The 17,884-nt window shown below is 63.5% G+C and carries 21 protein-coding genes; 16 read left to right on the top strand and 5 right to left on the bottom strand.

What is annotated here, in order from left to right; all coding sequences use genetic code 11:
• Nucleotides 1–134 precede the first annotated feature (134 nt).
• From AYJ57_RS04545 to AYJ57_RS04490, 13 genes are all read left to right on the top strand, one after another.
• On the top strand, nucleotides 135–986 hold the full coding sequence (locus AYJ57_RS04545) for an HpcH/HpaI aldolase/citrate lyase family protein (protein ID WP_066106651.1): 852 nt from the start codon (nucleotides 135–137) through the stop codon (nucleotides 984–986).
• 39 nt (nucleotides 987–1,025) lie between these two features.
• Nucleotides 1,026–1,571, top strand: coding sequence for an NnrU family protein (locus tag AYJ57_RS04540; RefSeq protein WP_066101832.1), 546 nt, complete (start codon nucleotides 1,026–1,028; stop codon nucleotides 1,569–1,571).
• 18 nt (nucleotides 1,572–1,589) lie between these two features.
• Nucleotides 1,590–1,793 (top strand): DUF1737 domain-containing protein, encoded by a 204-nt coding sequence (locus AYJ57_RS04535; protein WP_066101829.1) that lies wholly within the window; start codon nucleotides 1,590–1,592, stop codon nucleotides 1,791–1,793.
• Nucleotides 1,793–2,824, top strand: a complete 1,032-nt coding sequence (locus AYJ57_RS04530; protein WP_066101827.1) for a MaoC family dehydratase — start codon at nucleotides 1,793–1,795, stop codon at nucleotides 2,822–2,824. Before AYJ57_RS04535 ends, AYJ57_RS04530 begins: the two co-directional genes overlap by 1 nt.
• Nucleotides 2,825–3,091: 267 nt before the next feature.
• Nucleotides 3,092–3,481, top strand: coding sequence for a succinate dehydrogenase, cytochrome b556 subunit (gene sdhC, locus AYJ57_RS04525; RefSeq protein WP_066101824.1), 390 nt, complete (start codon nucleotides 3,092–3,094; stop codon nucleotides 3,479–3,481).
• Between the two features lie 10 nt (nucleotides 3,482–3,491).
• Nucleotides 3,492–3,863 (top strand): succinate dehydrogenase, hydrophobic membrane anchor protein, encoded by a 372-nt coding sequence (locus AYJ57_RS04520; RefSeq protein ID WP_066101821.1) that lies wholly within the window; start codon nucleotides 3,492–3,494, stop codon nucleotides 3,861–3,863.
• Between the two features lie 25 nt (nucleotides 3,864–3,888).
• A complete protein-coding gene (gene sdhA, locus AYJ57_RS04515; protein ID WP_066101816.1) occupies nucleotides 3,889–5,694 on the top strand; it encodes a succinate dehydrogenase flavoprotein subunit in 1,806 nt (601 codons plus the stop codon).
• Complete coding sequence (locus AYJ57_RS04510; RefSeq protein WP_066101812.1) at nucleotides 5,694–6,002, top strand: hypothetical protein; 309 nt, start codon at nucleotides 5,694–5,696, stop codon at nucleotides 6,000–6,002. Before sdhA ends, AYJ57_RS04510 begins: the two co-directional genes overlap by 1 nt.
• A 9-nt stretch (nucleotides 6,003–6,011) precedes the next feature.
• Nucleotides 6,012–6,791 (top strand): succinate dehydrogenase iron-sulfur subunit, encoded by a 780-nt coding sequence (locus AYJ57_RS04505; protein WP_066101809.1) that lies wholly within the window; start codon nucleotides 6,012–6,014, stop codon nucleotides 6,789–6,791.
• 211 nt (nucleotides 6,792–7,002) lie between these two features.
• Entirely contained in the window at nucleotides 7,003–7,164 is a 162-nt protein-coding gene (locus tag AYJ57_RS26185) for a hypothetical protein (protein WP_193789510.1), read from the top strand.
• A 93-nt stretch (nucleotides 7,165–7,257) separates the two neighbouring features.
• Complete coding sequence (locus tag AYJ57_RS04500; protein ID WP_066101806.1) at nucleotides 7,258–7,479, top strand: hypothetical protein; 222 nt, start codon at nucleotides 7,258–7,260, stop codon at nucleotides 7,477–7,479.
• Between the two features lie 33 nt (nucleotides 7,480–7,512).
• Complete coding sequence (locus AYJ57_RS04495; protein ID WP_083191145.1) at nucleotides 7,513–8,814, top strand: acyltransferase family protein; 1,302 nt, start codon at nucleotides 7,513–7,515, stop codon at nucleotides 8,812–8,814.
• A gap of 68 nt (nucleotides 8,815–8,882) precedes the next feature.
• The gene (locus AYJ57_RS04490; protein WP_066101803.1) at nucleotides 8,883–9,764 is read left to right on the top strand and encodes an urea carboxylase-associated family protein; all 882 of its coding nucleotides are present in this window, start codon (nucleotides 8,883–8,885) and stop codon (nucleotides 9,762–9,764) included.
• A gap of 50 nt (nucleotides 9,765–9,814) precedes the next feature.
• Here the strand turns inward: AYJ57_RS04490 and deoD are convergent, their stop codons facing one another.
• The 3 genes from deoD to AYJ57_RS04475 all read right to left on the bottom strand — a co-directional run bounded on the left by deoD (nucleotide 9,815) and on the right by AYJ57_RS04475 (nucleotide 12,967).
• The gene (gene deoD / locus AYJ57_RS04485) at nucleotides 9,815–10,519 is read right to left on the bottom strand and encodes a purine-nucleoside phosphorylase (RefSeq protein WP_066101800.1); all 705 of its coding nucleotides are present in this window, start codon (nucleotides 10,517–10,519) and stop codon (nucleotides 9,815–9,817) included.
• Nucleotides 10,519–10,830, bottom strand: coding sequence for an H-NS histone family protein (locus tag AYJ57_RS04480; RefSeq protein ID WP_066101798.1), 312 nt, complete (start codon nucleotides 10,828–10,830; stop codon nucleotides 10,519–10,521). Before AYJ57_RS04480 ends, deoD begins: the two co-directional genes overlap by 1 nt.
• Nucleotides 10,831–10,990: 160 nt before the next feature.
• A complete protein-coding gene (locus AYJ57_RS04475; protein WP_066101795.1) occupies nucleotides 10,991–12,967 on the bottom strand; it encodes a protein meaA in 1,977 nt (658 codons plus the stop codon).
• A gap of 337 nt (nucleotides 12,968–13,304) precedes the next feature.
• On the opposite strand from AYJ57_RS04475, the gene ccrA reads away from it, so the two are divergent.
• The 3 genes from ccrA to AYJ57_RS04460 all read left to right on the top strand — a co-directional run bounded on the left by ccrA (nucleotide 13,305) and on the right by AYJ57_RS04460 (nucleotide 16,437).
• Nucleotides 13,305–14,588, top strand: a complete 1,284-nt coding sequence (gene ccrA, locus AYJ57_RS04470; protein ID WP_066101792.1) for a crotonyl-CoA carboxylase/reductase — start codon at nucleotides 13,305–13,307, stop codon at nucleotides 14,586–14,588.
• Between the two features lie 222 nt (nucleotides 14,589–14,810).
• Nucleotides 14,811–15,449: a DUF1326 domain-containing protein gene (locus AYJ57_RS04465; protein ID WP_066101789.1), complete on the top strand. Its 639-nt coding sequence runs from the start codon at nucleotides 14,811–14,813 to the stop codon at nucleotides 15,447–15,449.
• 55 nt (nucleotides 15,450–15,504) lie between these two features.
• Entirely contained in the window at nucleotides 15,505–16,437 is a 933-nt protein-coding gene (locus AYJ57_RS04460) for a DUF2182 domain-containing protein (protein WP_066101786.1), read from the top strand.
• A 92-nt stretch (nucleotides 16,438–16,529) separates the two neighbouring features.
• Here the strand turns inward: AYJ57_RS04460 and AYJ57_RS04455 are convergent, their stop codons facing one another.
• Together AYJ57_RS04455 and AYJ57_RS04450 are read right to left on the bottom strand one after the other, a co-directional pair.
• A complete protein-coding gene (locus AYJ57_RS04455; RefSeq protein ID WP_066101783.1) occupies nucleotides 16,530–17,168 on the bottom strand; it encodes a glutathione S-transferase family protein in 639 nt (212 codons plus the stop codon).
• A gap of 402 nt (nucleotides 17,169–17,570) precedes the next feature.
• Nucleotides 17,571–17,783, bottom strand: a complete 213-nt coding sequence (locus tag AYJ57_RS04450; RefSeq protein ID WP_066101780.1) for a hypothetical protein — start codon at nucleotides 17,781–17,783, stop codon at nucleotides 17,571–17,573.
• Nucleotides 17,784–17,884: the final 101 nt, after the last annotated feature.

The raw sequence follows: 17,884 nt of genomic DNA, 5'->3' as shown, positions 1-17,884 counted from the left end.
GATTGGTTAAGCGACCGAGTCCGGTTAAAATTCTGGAGATTTAAACGTCTTCTGCGCTGCGGCATGATTGGGCTTGCAGTTTTTGAAAAAGAATTGCATCACTGGCGCAAGATTATTGCTTGATGGAGGAAGGCATGGATCTCGCGCTTCGGCCCTACCGTTCGGTTCTCTATATCCCCGGCTCGAAAGAGCGGGCGCTGGACAAGGCGCGCGGGCTGCCGGTGGATGCGATCATCTTCGATCTGGAAGACGCGGTGTCCCCGGCGGAAAAACCCGCCGCGCGTGAGGCGCTGGGCGCGGCGCTGGGCGCGGGGGGCTATGGCCTCCGGACGCGGATCGTGCGGATCAACGGGCTCGACACCGAATGGGGCGAGGCCGATGCCAAGGCCGCGGATGCCATGGACTGCGACGCGGTGCTGCTGCCGAAGGTCGAGGATCCGGCGCAGCTCGATGCGCTGGCGAAACTCACCGACAAGCCGCTCTGGGCGATGATGGAGACGCCGAAGGGCATGCTCAACGCGGCGGCCATCGGTGCGCATCCGCGGCTGGCGGGCATGGTCATGGGCACCAATGATCTGGCCAAGGAACTGAATGCGCGGTTCCGCGCCGACCGGCTGCCGATGCTCACCTCGCTGCAGTTGTGCCTGCTGGCCGCCAAGGCGAGCGGCTGCATCATCGTCGATGGCGTCTACAACGCCTTCAAGGACGACGCGGGGCTGCAGGCCGAATGCGCGCAGGGCCGCGACATGGGCTTTGATGGCAAGACGCTGATCCACCCGGCGCAGGTCGAGATCGCCAATGCCGCCTTTGCGCCCAGCGAGGGCGAGATCGAACTGGCGCAGCGGCAGATCGCCGCCTTCGAGGCCGCCGAGGCCGAGGGGCAGGGGGTTGCCGTCGTCGACGGCAAGATCGTCGAGAACCTGCATGTGGTCACGGCGAAATCCGTGCTGGCGAAGGCGGATGCCATTGCCGCCATGGGGGCTTGAGGGCAGGGTCGGGACAGACCCGGCAAGAGGAGACCCCCAATGCTGCTTCTGATTCTCGGCGTCGCGCTCTGGTGGGCGGCGCATTTGTTTAAACGCCTCGCCCCCGAGGCGCGGGCGAAGATGGGCGACAAGGGCAAGGGCGTCGTTGCGCTCGTCCTTTTTGCCAGCGTGCTGCTGATGATCTTCGGCTACCGCATGGCCGACGAGGCCGCTTTCTATGGACCCACCTCGGCGACGCGCGGCATCAACAACCTGCTGATGCTGGCGGCGCTCTACTTCACCTCGCCGGGACCGAAGAAGGGCGCGCTTTTCTACAAGATGCGCCACCCGATGCTCACTGGGTTTCTGCTGTGGACCATCGCGCACCTGCTGGTGAACGGCGACACGCCGTCCTTCGTGCTGTTCGGCGGCCTTGGCATCTGGGCGCTGGTCGAGATGAGCACGATCAACCGTGCCGAGCCTGAATGGGTGCCGCCCGCGAAAGGGCCGATCAAGAAAGACCTGATCTTCCTTGCCGCGAGCGTGGTGCTGCTGCTTGTCATCGGGGCGATCCACACGTGGCTCGGCTACCCCACCTTTGGTTAAAACTTCCGGAATACACGCATGAAAATCTATCGCTTTCTCTCCGAGGACGACACCTCGGCCTTCTGCCACAAGGTCTCTGAGGCGCTGAGCAAAGGCTGGGAACTGCACGGCAGCCCGACTTATGCCTTCGACAGCGCCAATGGCGTCATGCGCTGCGGTCAGGCCGTCACCAAGGAGATCGACACGCCCTACACGCCGGACATGAAGCTGGGAGCGCAGTGATGGCCAAGACCAACCCCGGACGGTTCTTCGAGGATTACAGCATCGGGCAGGTCATCGACCACGCCGTGCCGCGCACCGTCTCGGGCGGGGAGAGAGCGCTTTATCACGCGCTCTACCCGGCCCGGCATGCGCTTTACTCCTCGGATGAGTTTGCCCGGAGCGTTGGTCTGCCCGCATCGCCGCTGGATGATCTGGCGGCCTTCCATATCGTCTTTGGCAAGACCGTGCCGGATGTCTCGCTCAACGCCGTGGCCAATCTTGGCTATGCCGAGGGGCGCTGGCTGAAGCCAATCTATGCCGGAGACACGCTGCGGTCCTCGTCCGAGGTGATCGGGCTCAAGCAGAACTCGAACGGCAAATCGGGGGTGGTCTATGTGCGCACCCGTGGCACCAACCAGCGCGGCGAGACCGTGCTGGACTATTGCCGCTGGGTGATGGTGCGCAAAAAGAACATAGACGCCCCCGCGCCGGAGACGGTGCTGCCGGACCTCAAGACGGTGCTGGCCCCCGAAGATCTGGTGATCCCAGAGGGGCTCGACTTTACGAATTACGATTTCACCCTCGCGGGCGAGCCGCACCGCTGGGGCGATTACGAGATCGGCGAGCAGATCGACCACGTCGATGGGGTGACCATCGAGGAGGCCGAGCACATGCTGGCGACGCGGCTGTGGCAGAACACCGCCAAGGTGCATTTCGACGCCACTTTCCGCGAAGACGGCAAGCGGCTGATCTACGGCGGGCATGTGATCTCCATGGCGCGGGCGCTGAGCTTCAACGGGCTGGCGAATGCGCAAATGATCGTCGGGCTCAACGGGGGCGCGCATGCAAACCCTTGTTTTGCGGGCGATACCATCAAGGTCTGGTCCGAGGTGCTGGACCGCGCCGAGACCGCCGCGCCGGGTGTCGGCGCGCTGCGGCTGCGGCTGGTCGCAACCAAGGGCGGGGCGCCGTTCGCGCTGAAGGGCGAGGATGGAAAATACCGCCCTGAGGTGCTTCTGGACCTCGATTACTGGGCGCTGATCCCGCGCTGATCTGACGCATGTTGAATTCCGCGCAAGGCTCTGAGTCGGGCCGCTGCGGCGCAGAAATCCGACATAAATACTTAGGAATAAGGCGAGTCTCACTCCTGCGGCTGTTAGCGCCGTAAATGTGATCACGCTTTTTCTGGTGTGATCACATATTCCGATCATTTTTTGGTTTTCGGCAGAAAAAACACCCCCAAGGGCTTTGGTGCCGCGTGACAGAGCGGGGCAAGAGGCGCTAGAACGCGCCCACAAGGGAACCGAAAAGGACAAGCCATGGCCGATGTGAACCGGGGCAGTCGCCCGCTTTCACCCTTCATGATCGGGCAGTACTACCGCCCCCAGATGACGTCGATCTCTTCCATCATGGTCAGGATCACCGGAATCGCGACATTCGGCTTTGCGTTTCTTGTGGTGTGCTGGCTGATCGCCGCAGCCTCCTCCCCCGAAGCTTTTGCGGTCGTCGATGGCATTCTGACCAGCTTCATCGGTGATCTGCTGATGCTGCTGGCGACTTGGGCAATCTGGTATCACATGCTGGGCCGTCTGCGTCACGTGATCTGGGATCTGGGCTACCTCATGGAAGTCGAGATCGCGACAAAGCTTGGATGGGGCATGTTCATCGGCGCCACCGTGCTGACCCTGCTGACCATCATCGTGGTGTAAGGAGAGACCCATGCGATTTCTGACCGACCGCAAACTTGCGCAGGGACTGGGCGCGGGTCACACCGGCACCCACCACCATTGGAACGCTATCATCACCTCGGCCGCGCTGGTGGTGCTTGTTCCGCTCTTCGTCATCACCTTCGGCCTCGCGCTTGGCAGCAGCCACGAGGACGTTCTGGCCTATTTCGCGCGCCCCTTCCCAGCGATCGTCACGGCGCTGACCGCCGTGGTCGTGATCCTACACTGCAAGGGCGAGATTGACGAAGCCCTCATCGACTATGTCCACGGCACGACCGGCAAGCTGCTGCTTGTCGCGGTGCAGGCCCTGTCCTGGGCGATGATTGCGGGCGCGCTCTTCGCGCTGGTGAAACTGGCACTCTGACTTCGCGGCTCGAGGAAAAACGAAAATGACAGCAGCTTACGAATACGAGACGCATGACTATGACGTCGTGGTCGTCGGTGCCGGCGGTGCCGGTCTGCGCGCGACCCTCGGCATGGCGGAGCAGGGCCTTCGCACCGCATGTATCTCCAAGGTGTTCCCGACCCGCTCGCACACCGTTGCGGCGCAGGGCGGCATTGCCGCCTCGCTGGCCAACATGGGCCCCGACAACTGGCAGTGGCACATGTACGACACGGTGAAGGGCTCCGACTGGCTCGGCGACACCGACGCCATGGAATACCTCGCCCGTTCGGCACCCGCCGCGGTCTATGAACTCGAGCACTACGGCGTGCCGTTCTCGCGGACCGAAGAGGGCAAGATCTACCAGCGCCCGTTCGGCGGCCACACCACCGAGTTTGGTGAAGGCCCCGCCGTGCAGCGCACCTGCGCCGCCGCCGACCGGACCGGCCACGCGATCCTGCACACGCTCTACGGCCAGTCGCTGAAGAACAACGCAGAGTTCTACATCGAGTATTTCGCCATCGACCTGCTGATGGAAGACGGCGTCTGCAAGGGCGTGCTGTGCTGGAAGCTGGACGACGGCACCTTCCACGTGTTCAACGCCAAGACCGTTGTGCTCGCTACCGGCGGCTACGGCCGTGCCTATTTCTCGGCGACCTCGGCGCACACCTGCACCGGCGACGGCGGCGGCATGGTGGCCCGTGCGGGGCTGCCGCTGCAGGATATGGAATTCGTGCAGTTCCACCCCACCGGCATCTACGGCTCGGGCTGCCTGATCACCGAGGGGGCCCGCGGTGAAGGCGGGTACCTGACCAACAAGGACGGCGAGCGGTTCATGGAGCGTTATGCGCCCCAGTACAAAGACCTCGCGCCCCGCGACTATGTCTCGCGCTGCATGACCATGGAAATCCGCGAAGGCCGCGGCGTGGGCGAGCATGGCGATCACATCCACCTGAACCTCTCGCACCTGCCCAAAGAAGCGCTCGCCGAGCGTCTGCCGGGCATCTCCGAGAGCGCGAAGATCTTCGCCGGTGTGGACGTGACCAAAGAGCCGATCCCGGTTCTGCCGACCGTGCACTACAACATGGGCGGCATCCCGACCAACTACTGGGGCGAGGTGCTGAACCCGACCGCCGAGGATCCCAACGCCGTCGTGCCGGGCCTGATGGCCGTGGGCGAGGCCGGCTGTGCCTCGGTGCATGGGGCCAACCGTCTGGGCTCGAACTCGCTCATTGACCTCGTGGTCTTTGGCCGCGCCGCCGCGATCCGCGCCGGTGAGGTGATCGACCGCGCGTCCGCCGTGCCGACCGCGCCGAAGTCGCAGATCGACAAGGCCTTCGACCGTTTCGACAGCGTGCGCAACGCCTCGGGCGCGATCCCGACCGCCGAGCTGCGCCTCGAGATGCAGCGCACCATGCAGGCGGATGCGGCGGTGTTCCGTGCCTCCGAGACGCTGAAGGACGGCAAAGAGAAGATGACCGAGATCGCCGGCAAGCTGGGCGACATCAAGGTCACCGACCGCTCGCTGATCTGGAACTCGGACCTGATGGAAAGCCTCGAGCTGACCAACCTGATGCCGAACGCCATCGCGACCATCGTCGGCGCCGAAGCGCGCCACGAAAGCCGCGGCGCCCACGCGCATGAGGACTTCGCCGAGCGTGACGACGAGAACTGGCGTGTGCACACGATCAGCCGCGTCGAAGGCAACAAGGTCGACCTGAGCTACCGTCCGGTGGTTCTGGACCCGCTCACCAAAGAAGAGCAGGGCGGCATCTCGCTGAAGAAGATCGCGCCGAAGGCACGGACGTTCTGATGCGGGCAGCCCTTGGCCTTGTTGTTGTGCTGGCGGCCTGTTCGGCCCAGACGCAGGACCAGATTGCGCGGCAAGCCGCGAAATCCACGGTCGCTCGCGTCGTGGCCGACAGGTACCCCGGTGTGCCGGTGGAACCGGCGCTGGACTGCGTGATCGACAATGCGTCCTCCACGCAGATCTATGCGCTGGCCGCCGACAGCGTCACAGGGCCCACGGCCAGCACGGTCGAAGTCGTGACCGATATCGTCTCGAAACCCGAGACCCTGACCTGCTTGGCAGCCGAGGGGCTGCCGGCCCTCGTCCGATAGGAGAGAGACATGGTTCAATTTACACTTCCCAAGAACTCTAAAATCCGCACCGGCAAGACCTGGCCGAAGCCCGAGGGCGCGACCAATGTGCGGGCGTTCAAGATCTACCGCTGGAGCCCGGATGACGGTGAGAACCCGCGGGTCGACACCTATTTCCTCGACATGGACAAATGCGGTCCGATGGTCCTGGACGCGCTGATCAAGATCAAGAACGAGATCGACCCCACGCTGACCTTCCGCCGCTCGTGCCGGGAAGGCATCTGCGGGTCCTGCGCGATGAACATCGACGGGATCAACACGCTGGCCTGTATCTACGGCCTCGACGAGGTGAAGGGCGACGTGAAGATCTACCCGCTGCCGCACATGCCGGTGGTGAAAGACCTGATCCCCGACCTCACGCATTTCTACGCGCAGCACGCGTCGATCATGCCGTGGCTGGAGACCAAGACCAACCGTCCGCAGAAAGAGTGGAAGCAGTCCATCGAGGACCGCAAAAAGCTCGACGGTCTTTATGAGTGCGTGATGTGCGCCTCCTGCTCGACCTCCTGCCCGAGCTACTGGTGGAACTCCGACCGCTACCTCGGCCCGGCCGCGCTGCTGCACGCCTACCGCTGGATCATCGACAGCCGCGACGAAGCCACCGGCGAGCGTCTCGACGAGCTTGAGGATCCGTTCAAGCTCTATCGCTGCCACACCATCATGAACTGCGCCAAGACCTGCCCGAAGGGTCTGAACCCGGCGAAGGCGATCGGCGAGATCAAGAAGATGATGCTGGAACGGCACGTCTGATCCGCAGCGACAGCACAAGATTTGGCGCCGCTCCCTTTTGGGGGCGGCGCTTTGGTTTGGGTGACGCGCCCTACGTTTGCGCCCTACGATTGCCCCGTACGCTTGCAGTGAGCGCAAGGCGCACATGCACGATAGGCGGGTGTGCTGCGGCGCAGAAAGACCTATTTAGGAGGGCAGACGGGAGGAGATCGTGAGATCAAGGATGAACGCAATGACCGCGACTGCTGCAAAGACCGACACCGCCGCCCGTGAAGCCCTCGACGCGCTCGAGCAGGCCTTCGCCTACTACCAGCCCGAGCCCGCTCTGGTGCACGCCTCCCAGAAGGACGCGACCGCCGATCTGGGCACGCTGGACTATTATCAGGCCGCCTGACCCGTCGCCAGACTGGCCTCCGGCGGCTTTGCGCGCTAGCTCAAGGCACATGCGCGCTTTGCACCCGACACGAATTTGCGAAAAGAGCCCCCGATGATCTTCGCGGGGCTCTTTCTCGTCGCGATCATCCTGCTGCTGGTGTTCAATTACCGGCATGGGGAGACGCGCAAATGCCGCTGGCGCGAACGGCGCAGCGCGGCAGACAGCCAATGGATTTGCGTCCAATGCGGCGCAACCACGCGCGGACCGCAGGGACAAACGCCAGAGCGCTGCTTTCGGACTGAAAGTCAGCCGGGCCCCGGTTCGCAGGCATAGGCCGCACCCTGAGATCGTCAATTTGATTGGACAGTGCTTGCGATACGCAAGGCGCATCAGCGTTTGCCGATAGGGCTATCGGCTGCTGTTTCGCGGTTAACCAAATCTGAACAAATCTACGCAATTGATGTGCGTAGGGGCGCCCAAGGTACAGCCCTGGCGCCGGAAGATGATTTCACCCGGTCGATTAGACTTCGGGAGGCGATCATCGACCCTTCGCGAGATAGCGCACACGGGAGGAATGGCTTTGGGTGTGTTCCCAGCGCCCAAAGGCTCACGACGCTGCAGGCTGGTCGCGCGATTGCCGCCATTGCGGTTGTCGCCTTTCATGCCCATGCGTTCTTTCTGCCGGGATGGGTCAAGCCGGGAGAGATCGTCAGCCCTGCGTTCGACATGGGATATGCCGGGGTCGACTTCTTCTTTGTGCTGAGCGGCTTTCTCATGTGGCTATTGCACCGGCGCGATATCGGGGACCGGTCTGCAGCTGGGCGGTTCATGCAAAAGCGGGCGCTGCGCATTTTGCCGTTTTACTGGTGCATCCTGTCCGGCCTCGCGCTGCTGATGCTCGCTGGCATTGGCGCGGACAGGGTCTCGCGAGAGCAATTTCTCTACGCCCTATCGCTCGTCCCTCTGCCTGATGGCAGTCCCTTTCTGCTCGAGCAGGCGTGGACGTTGAGTCACGAGATGCTGCTCTACGCATTCTTTACGTTGGTGATCTTCACGCCGCGCCTAGGGGGGCTGGTGTTTGCAGTCTGGCAGGCCGCGATTGTGATCGCGCTGCCGTTTGAAATCCGCGCCTATCCGGTCGACCTGCTGCTTGCGCCGCACAATCTGCTCTTTGCCTTTGGCATCTGCGCCGCGTGGAGCTTTCGCCGGCTTGCCTTGATACCGGCGATCTGCGTTCTGCTGGTTGGCATTTTCGGCTTTTTCGGTGTCGGGCTTCTGGGCGCCTATGGCGTCACGGCGATCCCTTCGGCTTTGCGCACGGGTCTGTTCGGTGCCTTCGCGGCGCTTGCAATCGCCGGTCTGGCGGCATGTGAATGCGCGGGAAAGCTGCGGGCGGGGCGGTGGATGGTCTTTCTCGGCGACGCCTCCTACGCCTCCTACGCCATCTATCTCGTGCACGGCATCGCGCTGGCCATGACGGCGCGGACGATGGCGGCTCTGGGGCTTGGTCAGGGGCTGACGCCCGGGCTGGCGCTGCTGGTGTTGGTGTGTGGCGGCGTACTGGCGGGCGTGCTGGCGCATCTGCTGGTGGAGCGCCCGATGCTGCGCGCCCTTCGGCGCTTGCAGCCGCCGCGCAGCGCTGGGGCCGAGCGCATGGCAGAAGGCTGATCTGACGCGGCAGGAGGGGCTTGCGCTGAGCGCGGCCAGAGGGCCATCTGGCGCAAAGGAGAGAGCCCATGACATTACCGCCGACCCAAGCCGCCACAAGCCCCGTCAGCGCGCCCGAGGACGCCGCAGCGCGCCGTGCGATCCCGCCGGTGGTCTGCTATCCCAATGAGACGCTGCCGGTACCTGACATGGCGCTCTACGGCCAAGCGCTCGAACGGGCGGAGCTGGTCGAGACCATCGTCGCCGCGCCGCGCGAAGCCTGCAGCTTCCGCGTGCCAGCGGGGGGCTTTTTCCGCGTGCGCTGTGTCGGCGCGCCGCAGGTCGGGGACCTCAACATCTGGAACGCCGAAGACCTCTCCGAGCGCTTCTATTCCGGCAAGACGCGCGCCTTGCACGGCACGCATCTGACGGTGGGCGAGCGCATGTGGTCCAGCTTCCCCTATCTGCGTCCCATGGCGACGATCGTGCAGGACAGCCTTGCATGGTATGGCATCGATGAGTTCGGCGGCTCGGTGCATGATGTGATCGGCACGCGCTGCGATCCCCATACGCATCACCTGCTGAGCGGCGGCGGCCAATATCACCATTGCTGCCATTCGAACCTGACGCGGGCGCTTGCTGCGGAGACCGGCATGTCCGCCGAAGAGGCAGCGCGTCATGTGCATGACGTGCTGAACGTCTTCATGTGCACCGGTTTCACCCGCGACACCGGTCAGTATTTCATGAAGGCCAGCCCGGTGCGCCCCGGCGATACGCTGACCTTCTTTGCCGAGATCGACCTGCTGGGCGCGATCAGCGCCTGTCCGGGCGGCGATTGCAGCGCCGAGCACAGCTCTGACACGGCGCTTTGCTCGCCGCTGGAGGTCGACATCCTCAAGGCGCCCAAGGACGCGCTGCGCGGCTGGCAGCCGCCCGCGCGCAACGGCTACGACGGAAGCCACGGTCTGTAAGAGGGTAGGGTGGCGAGAAGACGAGCGGGGCTTCTGCCCCGCCCGGTGTCTCAGTCGAACGCCGCGTGGAGTGCGATCTCGACCATCTCCGCAAAAGAGCTTTGCCGGTCTTCTGCCGGCAGCGCCTCATGCGTCATCAGGTGGTCCGACACGGTCAGCACCGCAAGCGCGCGGACCCCATGCCGGGCGGCGAGGTTGTAAAGCTCGGCCGCCTCCATCTCCACGCCCAAGATCCCGTGGCGGGTCATGATCTCGTTGAGATCGGGGCGTTCGTCATAGAACACGTCGGCAGAGTAGATGTTGCCGACATGGGTGTTGGCGCCCATGCGCTCTGCCGCATCGGCGGCGGCGCGCAACAGGCCGTAATCGGCGCAGGGCGCAAAGTTCAACTCGCGGAAGATACCACGCGAGGGGGTGGACAGGCTGCTGGCGCTCATCGCAAGGATGACGTCCCTCAGCGCGACCTTTTCCTGCATCGCGCCGCAGGAGCCGATCCGGATCAGGGTCTTTGCCCCGTAATCCCGGATCAACTCGTTGGCGTAGATAGACAGGCTGGGCATACCCATGCCGGAGCCATGTACGCTCACCCGGTTGCCTTTCCAGGTTCCGGTGTATCCGTACATGCCCCGCACCCGGTTCACGCATTCTGCGTTCTCAAGAAACGTCTGCGCGACCCATTCGGCGCGCAGCGGATCTCCGGGCATCAGGACGGTCTCGGCGATTTCGCCGGGCTTTGCTCCGATATGGACGGTCATCAGAGAGCGAGGTCTTCGAGCGATTTGCCCTCGTCAAGCGCTTCGATCACCCAGTTGGGTTTGCGTCCACGGCCGGTCCATGTCTGGGCCGGGTCTGCCGGGTTGGCGTATTTCGGGGCGCCTTTGGAGCCCTTGGTGCCGCCCGCGGCGATGATTTCATCCAGCGAGTATCCGAATTCTTTCGCGATCTGCTCTGCTGCACGTTTGGCTTCGGCCTTGCGGCGCGCGTCAATCGTTACCAGAGCCTTTTCTACATCCGCCTTGAGTTGCTTCAACTCATCTTTCGACAGGGTATCAAGGTCAATATTCACGTTCGTCTCCGTTTTCTGTGCCTATAAAATTTGGCAACCGGAGCATTTCTGCAAGTCTTAGCTTTGTGTCAATTGGATATTTTTTAGAAACAGGCAATGGGCTGCTCATCCTTTGGATGAACAGCGTCTATTTCTTGCAAGGTTCCGGATACGCTAAATGTTATTCCGCGGCAACACGCTTTGGGTCGGCTAACGCGACGATATCTTTCATGATCTCGTTGAGTTCGAAGTCTTTAGGCGTGTAGACGCGGGCGACGCCAAGGTCCGTCAAGCGGCGCGCATCCTCGTCCGGAATGATGCCGCCTACCACAATTGGAATATGGCCCAGACCCTCGTCTTGCATCCGCCGCATCATATCCTCAATCAACGGAATGTGACTTCCCGAGAGAATTGACAAGCCGACGACATGGGCGCCATTGCGCGCATGCTCGACAATCTGTTGCGGCGTTAGCCGAATACCCTCGTAATCGATTTCCATTCCGCAGTCCCGCGCACGGAAGGCGATCTGCTCGGCGCCGTTGGAATGGCCGTCGAGACCGGGCTTGCCGACAAGGAAACGCAGACGGCGACCGAGGCGGTCACTGACCGCATCCACAGCGGCGCGAATGTCCTCCAGCCCCTCTGTGCGGTTCGACACCGCCTTCGCCACGCCGGTTGGGCCGCGGAATTCGCCGTGGACAGCGCGCATCTGCTGAGCCCATTCGCCGGTGGTGACGCCCGCTTTGGCGCAGGCGATCGAGGCGGGCATAATATTCTCGCCAGCGGCGGCGGCACGGCGCAGCTCGCTCAGCGCGCTGTCGACAGCGGCGGCATCGCGCGCCGCCCGCCAATCGTTCAGCCGGGCGATCTGCTGCGCTTCCACCGCCGGATCCACCACCATGATGCCGCCATCCTCGCCCACCAGTGGCGAGGGCTCTCCTTCGGTCCAGCGATTGACGCCGACGACCACGGTCTCGTTCCGCTCGATCCGGCCCAGACGGTCAGCATTGGCATCCACCAGCCGCGACTTCATATAGTCGATCGCGCCAATGGCGCCGCCCATGGAGTCGATATTGGCCAGTTCGGCGCGGGCGCCGTCCTTCAGCGCCTCGACCTTGCGGTCGACCGCCGGGTTGCCGTCGAAGAGATCGTCGAATTCCAGAAGATCGGTCTCATAGGCGAGGATCTGCTGCATCCGCATCGACCACTGCTGGTCCCAAGGCCGGGGCAGGCCAAGCGCCTCGTTCCACGCCGGAAGCTGCACGGCGCGGGCGCGGGCCTTTTTCGAAAGCGTCACCGCCAGCATCTCGATCAGGATACGGTAGACGTTGTTCTCGGGCTGCTGCTCGGTCAGGCCAAGCGAGTTCACCTGCACGCCATAGCGGAAGCGGCGGAACTTGGGATCCGCGACGCCGTAGCGCTCTTGCAGGATCTCGTCCCAGAGATCGACGAAGGCGCGCATCTTGCACATCTCGGTGACGAAACGGATGCCGGCGTTCACGAAGAAGCTGATACGGCCGCAGAGCGCGGGGAAATCCTCGGGCGGCACGCGCGGCTGCAATTCATCAAGCACCGCGCAGGCGGTGGCCAGCGCGAAGGCCAGCTCCTGCTCGGGCGTCGCGCCCGCTTCCTGCAGGTGGTAGGAGCAGACGTTCATCGGGTTCCACTTGGGCACATGGGTATAGCAATACTCGGCCACATCCCCGATCATCTTCAGCGAGGGTTTCGGCGGGCAGATATAGGTGCCGCGGCTGAGGTATTCCTTGATCAGGTCGTTCTGCACCGTGCCCTGCAGCTTCGCGACATCCGCGCCCTGTTCCTCGGCCACCGCGATATACAGCGACAGCAGCCAAGGCGCCGTGGCGTTGATCGTCATCGAGGTGTTCATCTGTTCGAGCGGGATCTGGTCGAACAGCGTGCGCATGTCGCCAAGGTGGCAGACCGGAACACCGACCTTGCCGACCTCGCCGCGCGCCAGCACGTGATCGCTGTCATAGCCGGTCTGGGTGGGCAGGTCGAAGGCCACCGAAAGGCCGGTCTGACCGCGCGCGAGGTTCGACCGGTAAAGGGCGTTCGAGGCCTCGGCGGTGGAATGTCCGGCGTATGTCCGGATCAGCCAGGGCCGGTCGGGCTGGCGGCGGCTTGCAGTGTCGGTCATGTCGTCCTCCCATGGCGGCGCGAATCCAGATGGCAATCTTCTTGCGCAGTGATGTGGATATGAGAAATAAAATGTCTCGTCAATTCGCTGCGTCGCGGCGGTGACGCCGCGTCGCAACAACCGGGGGCTGGCGACCGGCGGAGCGCCGCTTCCGCACAAGTATACATGGGCTTTGCGCGAAGGCGGTGAGAAAACAGCAAAATCCATCGCGACATAAAATTACTCAATAGAGATAACAGAAGTTGCAAAGTTGCGCGGTGATCTGTATTCCGGTGAGCAGAGACCCGCGATTCTGCACTGCAGCGCGGGGCAGGCTGGAGTGAGGAAGGAGGCCATGATGGCGCTGGACAGCAAGACCGAGATCGCGCCCTACGACGCGCCGGAGAAGGACCTTTACGAGATCGGCGAGATGCCGCCCCTCGGCCATGTGCCGAAGCAGATGTACGCTTGGGCGATCCGCCGCGAGCGTCACGGCGAGCCCGATCAGTCGTTCCAGAAGGAGGTGGTCGACACGTGGGAGATCGACAGCGGCGAGGTGCTGGTTCTCGTGATGGCGGCGGGCGTCAACTATAATGGCGTCTGGGCCGGTCTTGGCGTGCCGATCAGCCCGTTCGACGGCCACAAGCAGCCCTATCATATCGCGGGCTCGGACGCGTCGGGCATCGTCTGGAAGGTGGGCGACAAGGTCACCCGCTGGAAGGTTGGCGACGAGGTGGTCATCCACTGCAATCAGGACGATGGCGACGATGAGGAGTGCAACGGCGGCGATCCGATGTTCTCGCCCAGTCAGCGCATCTGGGGCTATGAGACCCATGACGGCAGCTTCGCCCAATTCACCCGCGTGCAGGCGCAGCAGCTGATGCCGCGCCCCAAGCACCTGACCTGGGAAGAGAGCGCCTGCTACACGCTGACGCTGGCCACCGCTTACCGGATGCTCTTTGGCCATCACCCGCATGAGCTCAAGCCCGGCCAGAACGTGCTGGTCTGGGGCGCGTCCGGCGGTCTTGGATCCTATGCTATCCAGCTGATCAACACCGCGGGCGCCAATGCCATCGGGGTGATCTCGGACGAGGACAAGCGCGAGTTCGTCATGTCCATGGGCGCCAAAGGGGTGATCAACCGGCGCGACTTCAAGTGCTGGGGCCAGCTGCCCAAGGTCAACACGCCCGAGTACAACGAATGGCTCGCCGAGGCGCGCAAGTTCGGCAAGGCGATCTGGGAGATAACCGGCAAGGGCGTCAGCGTCGACATGGTGTTCGAACATCCGGGCGAGGCGACCTTCCCGGTCTCGGCGCTGGTGTGCAAAAAGGGCGGCATGGTGGTGATCTGCGCCGGCACCTCGGGCTTCAACTGCACTTTCGACGTGCGCTATATGTGGATGCACCAGAAGCGCCTGCAGGGCTCGCATTTCGCCCATCTCAAGCAGGCCTCGGCGGCCAACAAGCTGATGATCGAGCGGCGGCTGGACCCTTGCATGTCCGAAGTGTTCGGCTGGGACGAGATCCCGGCGGCGCATATGAAGATGCTGCGCAACGAGCATAAGCCGGGCAATATGGCGGTGCTGGTTCAGGCTCCGCGCACCGGGCTGCGCACTTTCGAAGAGGCGCTCGCAGGCGGCTGATCTTGGGCGGGGAGAGGGGGGCGCTGCCCCCTCGGCGCGATGCGCCTCACCCCCGGCGTATTTGGAAAGAGAAGAAGGGACGGCGCGCGGCGCTGTCCCTTTTTGTGTCAGCTGGGGGAGGGCGGTCGGCGCAGGCCCCATAATATGCTAGAGTGAGCATGTATTTTTCCGACTTTTCCGTTTTCCAAGACATTCGTTTCAGAGAATTTGGAGGAGGAAAGCATGACCCCTTGGGAAATTCATGGCGTTGAGCTCGCCAATTGCAATTGCGCGACCGGCTGCCCGTGCCAGTTCATGTCGCTGCCGACCCATGGCAATTGCGAGGCCGTGGCGGCCTTCGCGATCGATTCTGGCCATTTCGGCAGTGTCGATCTTTCCGGCACCAAGGCTGCGATGGTGGTGCAATGGCCCGGCCCGATCCACGAGGGCGATGGCAAGATGCAGATCATCGTCGACGAGGCCGCCAGCCCCGAACAGCGCGATGCGCTCTTCAAGATCATGACGGGCGAGGACACCGAAGAGATGGCCACCATGTGGTGGGTCTTTTCGGCGATGGCGCCGCATAAGCTCGAGACGCTGGTGAAGCCGATTTCCCTGTCGATGGATATGGCGGCGCGCAAGGGCAGCATTTCGGTGCCGGGTGTCTTTGAGACCGAGGCCGGGCCGATCACCAATCCGGTGACCGGGGCCGAGCACCGCGCCCGCATCGACTTGCCGCATGGGTTTGAATTCCGCGTCGCCGAGATCGGCAAGGGCACCACAAAGACCAGCGGCGAGATCAGGCTGAGCAACACCACCGACAGTCACGTGCATATGGTCGAGATCCATATGACCGGGCAGGGGGTGCTCGACGCCGCCTGAGGGTTGGCACGTCGATCTGCACCCTGAGGATCAGCCATCCGAAAGGTCCCGAGCGATGACCGATACCGGCCTCGCGGAGCGCCTGCTGCGGCGCGACCGCATGATCGTTGCCATGCTGCTGCTGGTGCTTTTCGTGCTGGCGGGGCTCTACACGCTCTTTGGCGTTGGCATGGAGATGAGCGCCATCGAGATGACCGGTATGGGCGGCACTGAGCAGATGCCCGCGATGCCGGGCGACATGCCCTCGACACGCGACATGCCCGGCATGAACGACATGCCCGGCGCCCCCGAAGGCGCGGGCGCGGCAGAGCCGCCGACGATGCCGGGCCAGGGAATGGTCCAGGGTATGGAGATGGGCGGCGCAGCGGGGGGCTGGTCCGTAGGCTATGCGCTGCTGGTCTTCCTCATGTGGTGGGTGATGATGATCGCCATGATGCTGCCCAGCGTGGCACCGGTGGTGCTGCTCTACGCGGCACTGGGGCGCCGGGGCGTCGCCGCGCAGGCGGTGCCGCGCAGGGCCGCCGCTTTTGTCGCGGGGTATCTGCTGATCTGGGGGGTGTTCAGCGCCATCGCCGCCTTTGCGCAATGGACTCTGGAGCGGCAGGGTTTGGTGTCGATGATGACGCTGACGGGCAGCACCGCCGGCGCGCTGCTGCTGATCGCCGCTGGGGTGTTCCAGTTCACGCCGCTCAAGCAAAGCTGTCTGAACCATTGCCGCGCCCCGGCCGAGTTCCTCACCGCCCACCGCCGCCCCGGCGCTATCGGGGCGCTGCGGATGGGGATATCGCATGGCACCTATTGCCTCGGCTGCTGTTGGTTTCTGATGGCGCTGCTCTTTGTTGGCGGGATCATGAACCTCTATTGGATCGTCGGGCTGGCGCTTTGGGTCGCGGCAGAGAAATACCTGCCGCGCGGCGATCTGGTCAGCAAGGCGGCCGGAGCGCTGCTGATCCTTTGGGGCGGCGCGGTCCTTATGGGGGTGCTCTGAGGGCGGGCACCTCATTGCATGTCCCCTGAGTCTGCCCCCTATAGCGCGGGCTATTCACCGGGGCGACGTACCCTGAGGGGGCGCTTGCGACCTTACGCCCTGTCGGCAGGCGAGCCGGGCATCAGATCATAGGGATGTTTCCAGCCCGGCAGAGCTTCGATGCCGCTGAGCCAGCGGTCGATCTCGGGCCAGTCTGCGCGGGTGAAGCCGAAGGGCTCGGGGTAGAACAGATAGCCGCAACAGCAGAAATCGGCATGGGTCGGCCCGGCACCAACGATCCAGTCGCGGCCCGCAAGATGGGTGTTCAGCACGTCGTAGACGGCCTTGAGGCGTGCCTGCATAAAAGAGATCACCTCCGTCGGGCGCTTTTCCGGCGGCAGGAAGTTCATCAAAAAGCGCGTCATCCCGGCCTGACTGCTGAGCTTATGATTGTCCCAGAACTGCCAGCGCAGCACTTCGCGGGCCTCTTCGGGCGTGGTGCCGCCGAAGCGCCCGGTCTTCTCGGTGATATAGGTCTGGATCACCCCCGATTGGCTGAGCTTTACATCGCCGTCGATCATCACCGGCGCTTCGCCCATCTCGTTGAGTTCGCTTCGGTACGTGCCGCCGCGGGTCTCGCCGGAAAAGAAATCCACCTTTACCGGCTGCCAGTCCAGCCCGGAGAGTTCCAGTGGCAGCGCCGCCTTATAGGCATTTCCGGATTCTCCGAAACAGTAGAGCTTGATGGTCATGCGTCGTCTCTTTCCGTTGGTCTGGTGGGGCGTGTCGGAGCGGGGGCTTCGCGCCCCCGCACCCCCGCGGGATATTTACGCCAAGAGGAAGCAGGCTGTCTCATCTAGGCATAACTTCGTCTTAACCATCCTCGCGGTAGCTTGGGATCGCGGTACAGGCTGGGAAGCCGATGGCCGTCCAAGGGGAAGCCCCACCCTCGCAAGCGTTCTAGCTTCTGCGAAGGTGGGGCGGACCGGATGCAGTCCCTCGTGATGTGGACCCGAAAGCGGTCGTTCCGCTTCCTCTTGGTACAAATATCCCACGGGGGTCCGGGGGTATGAAACCCCCGGTTCCTTGCGGGGAGTAAGCGGCGGGTCGGAGGTTTCGCGGGAATGACACCAAGACCCTCGACACCAAGGGCCTCATCGCTTGCGCGCCTCGAGCTCGGAATTGAACAGCCGCAGCCGATGCGCCAGTACCTCGCTGTCGGTGACGCTGTCGAAGTTTTCAAAGAGGAACGACAGCGCCTCGCCCTCGTCGAGCCCGGCGGCAGCGGCGAAGCTGCGCAACCCGCGGTAGCCGTCCTCGGTCATCGCCAGCGGCACTCGGCGGGTGAGGCGGAAGCGTTTCGGCATGGTCAGCTGTCCTTGCCGGAATGGGCATTTGGCCGTAGCGTTTCATTCCACAGCCGCGGCGTCCAGCGGCAATGGGCCTTGGCACCCGGAGGATCTCGCGC

This window comes from Salipiger sp. CCB-MM3, from assembly GCF_001687105.1.
Taxonomy (GTDB): domain Bacteria; phylum Pseudomonadota; class Alphaproteobacteria; order Rhodobacterales; family Rhodobacteraceae; genus Salipiger.
The sequence above is the reverse complement of the archived record's forward strand: the minus strand, read 5'-3'. Positions and strand labels throughout refer to the sequence as shown.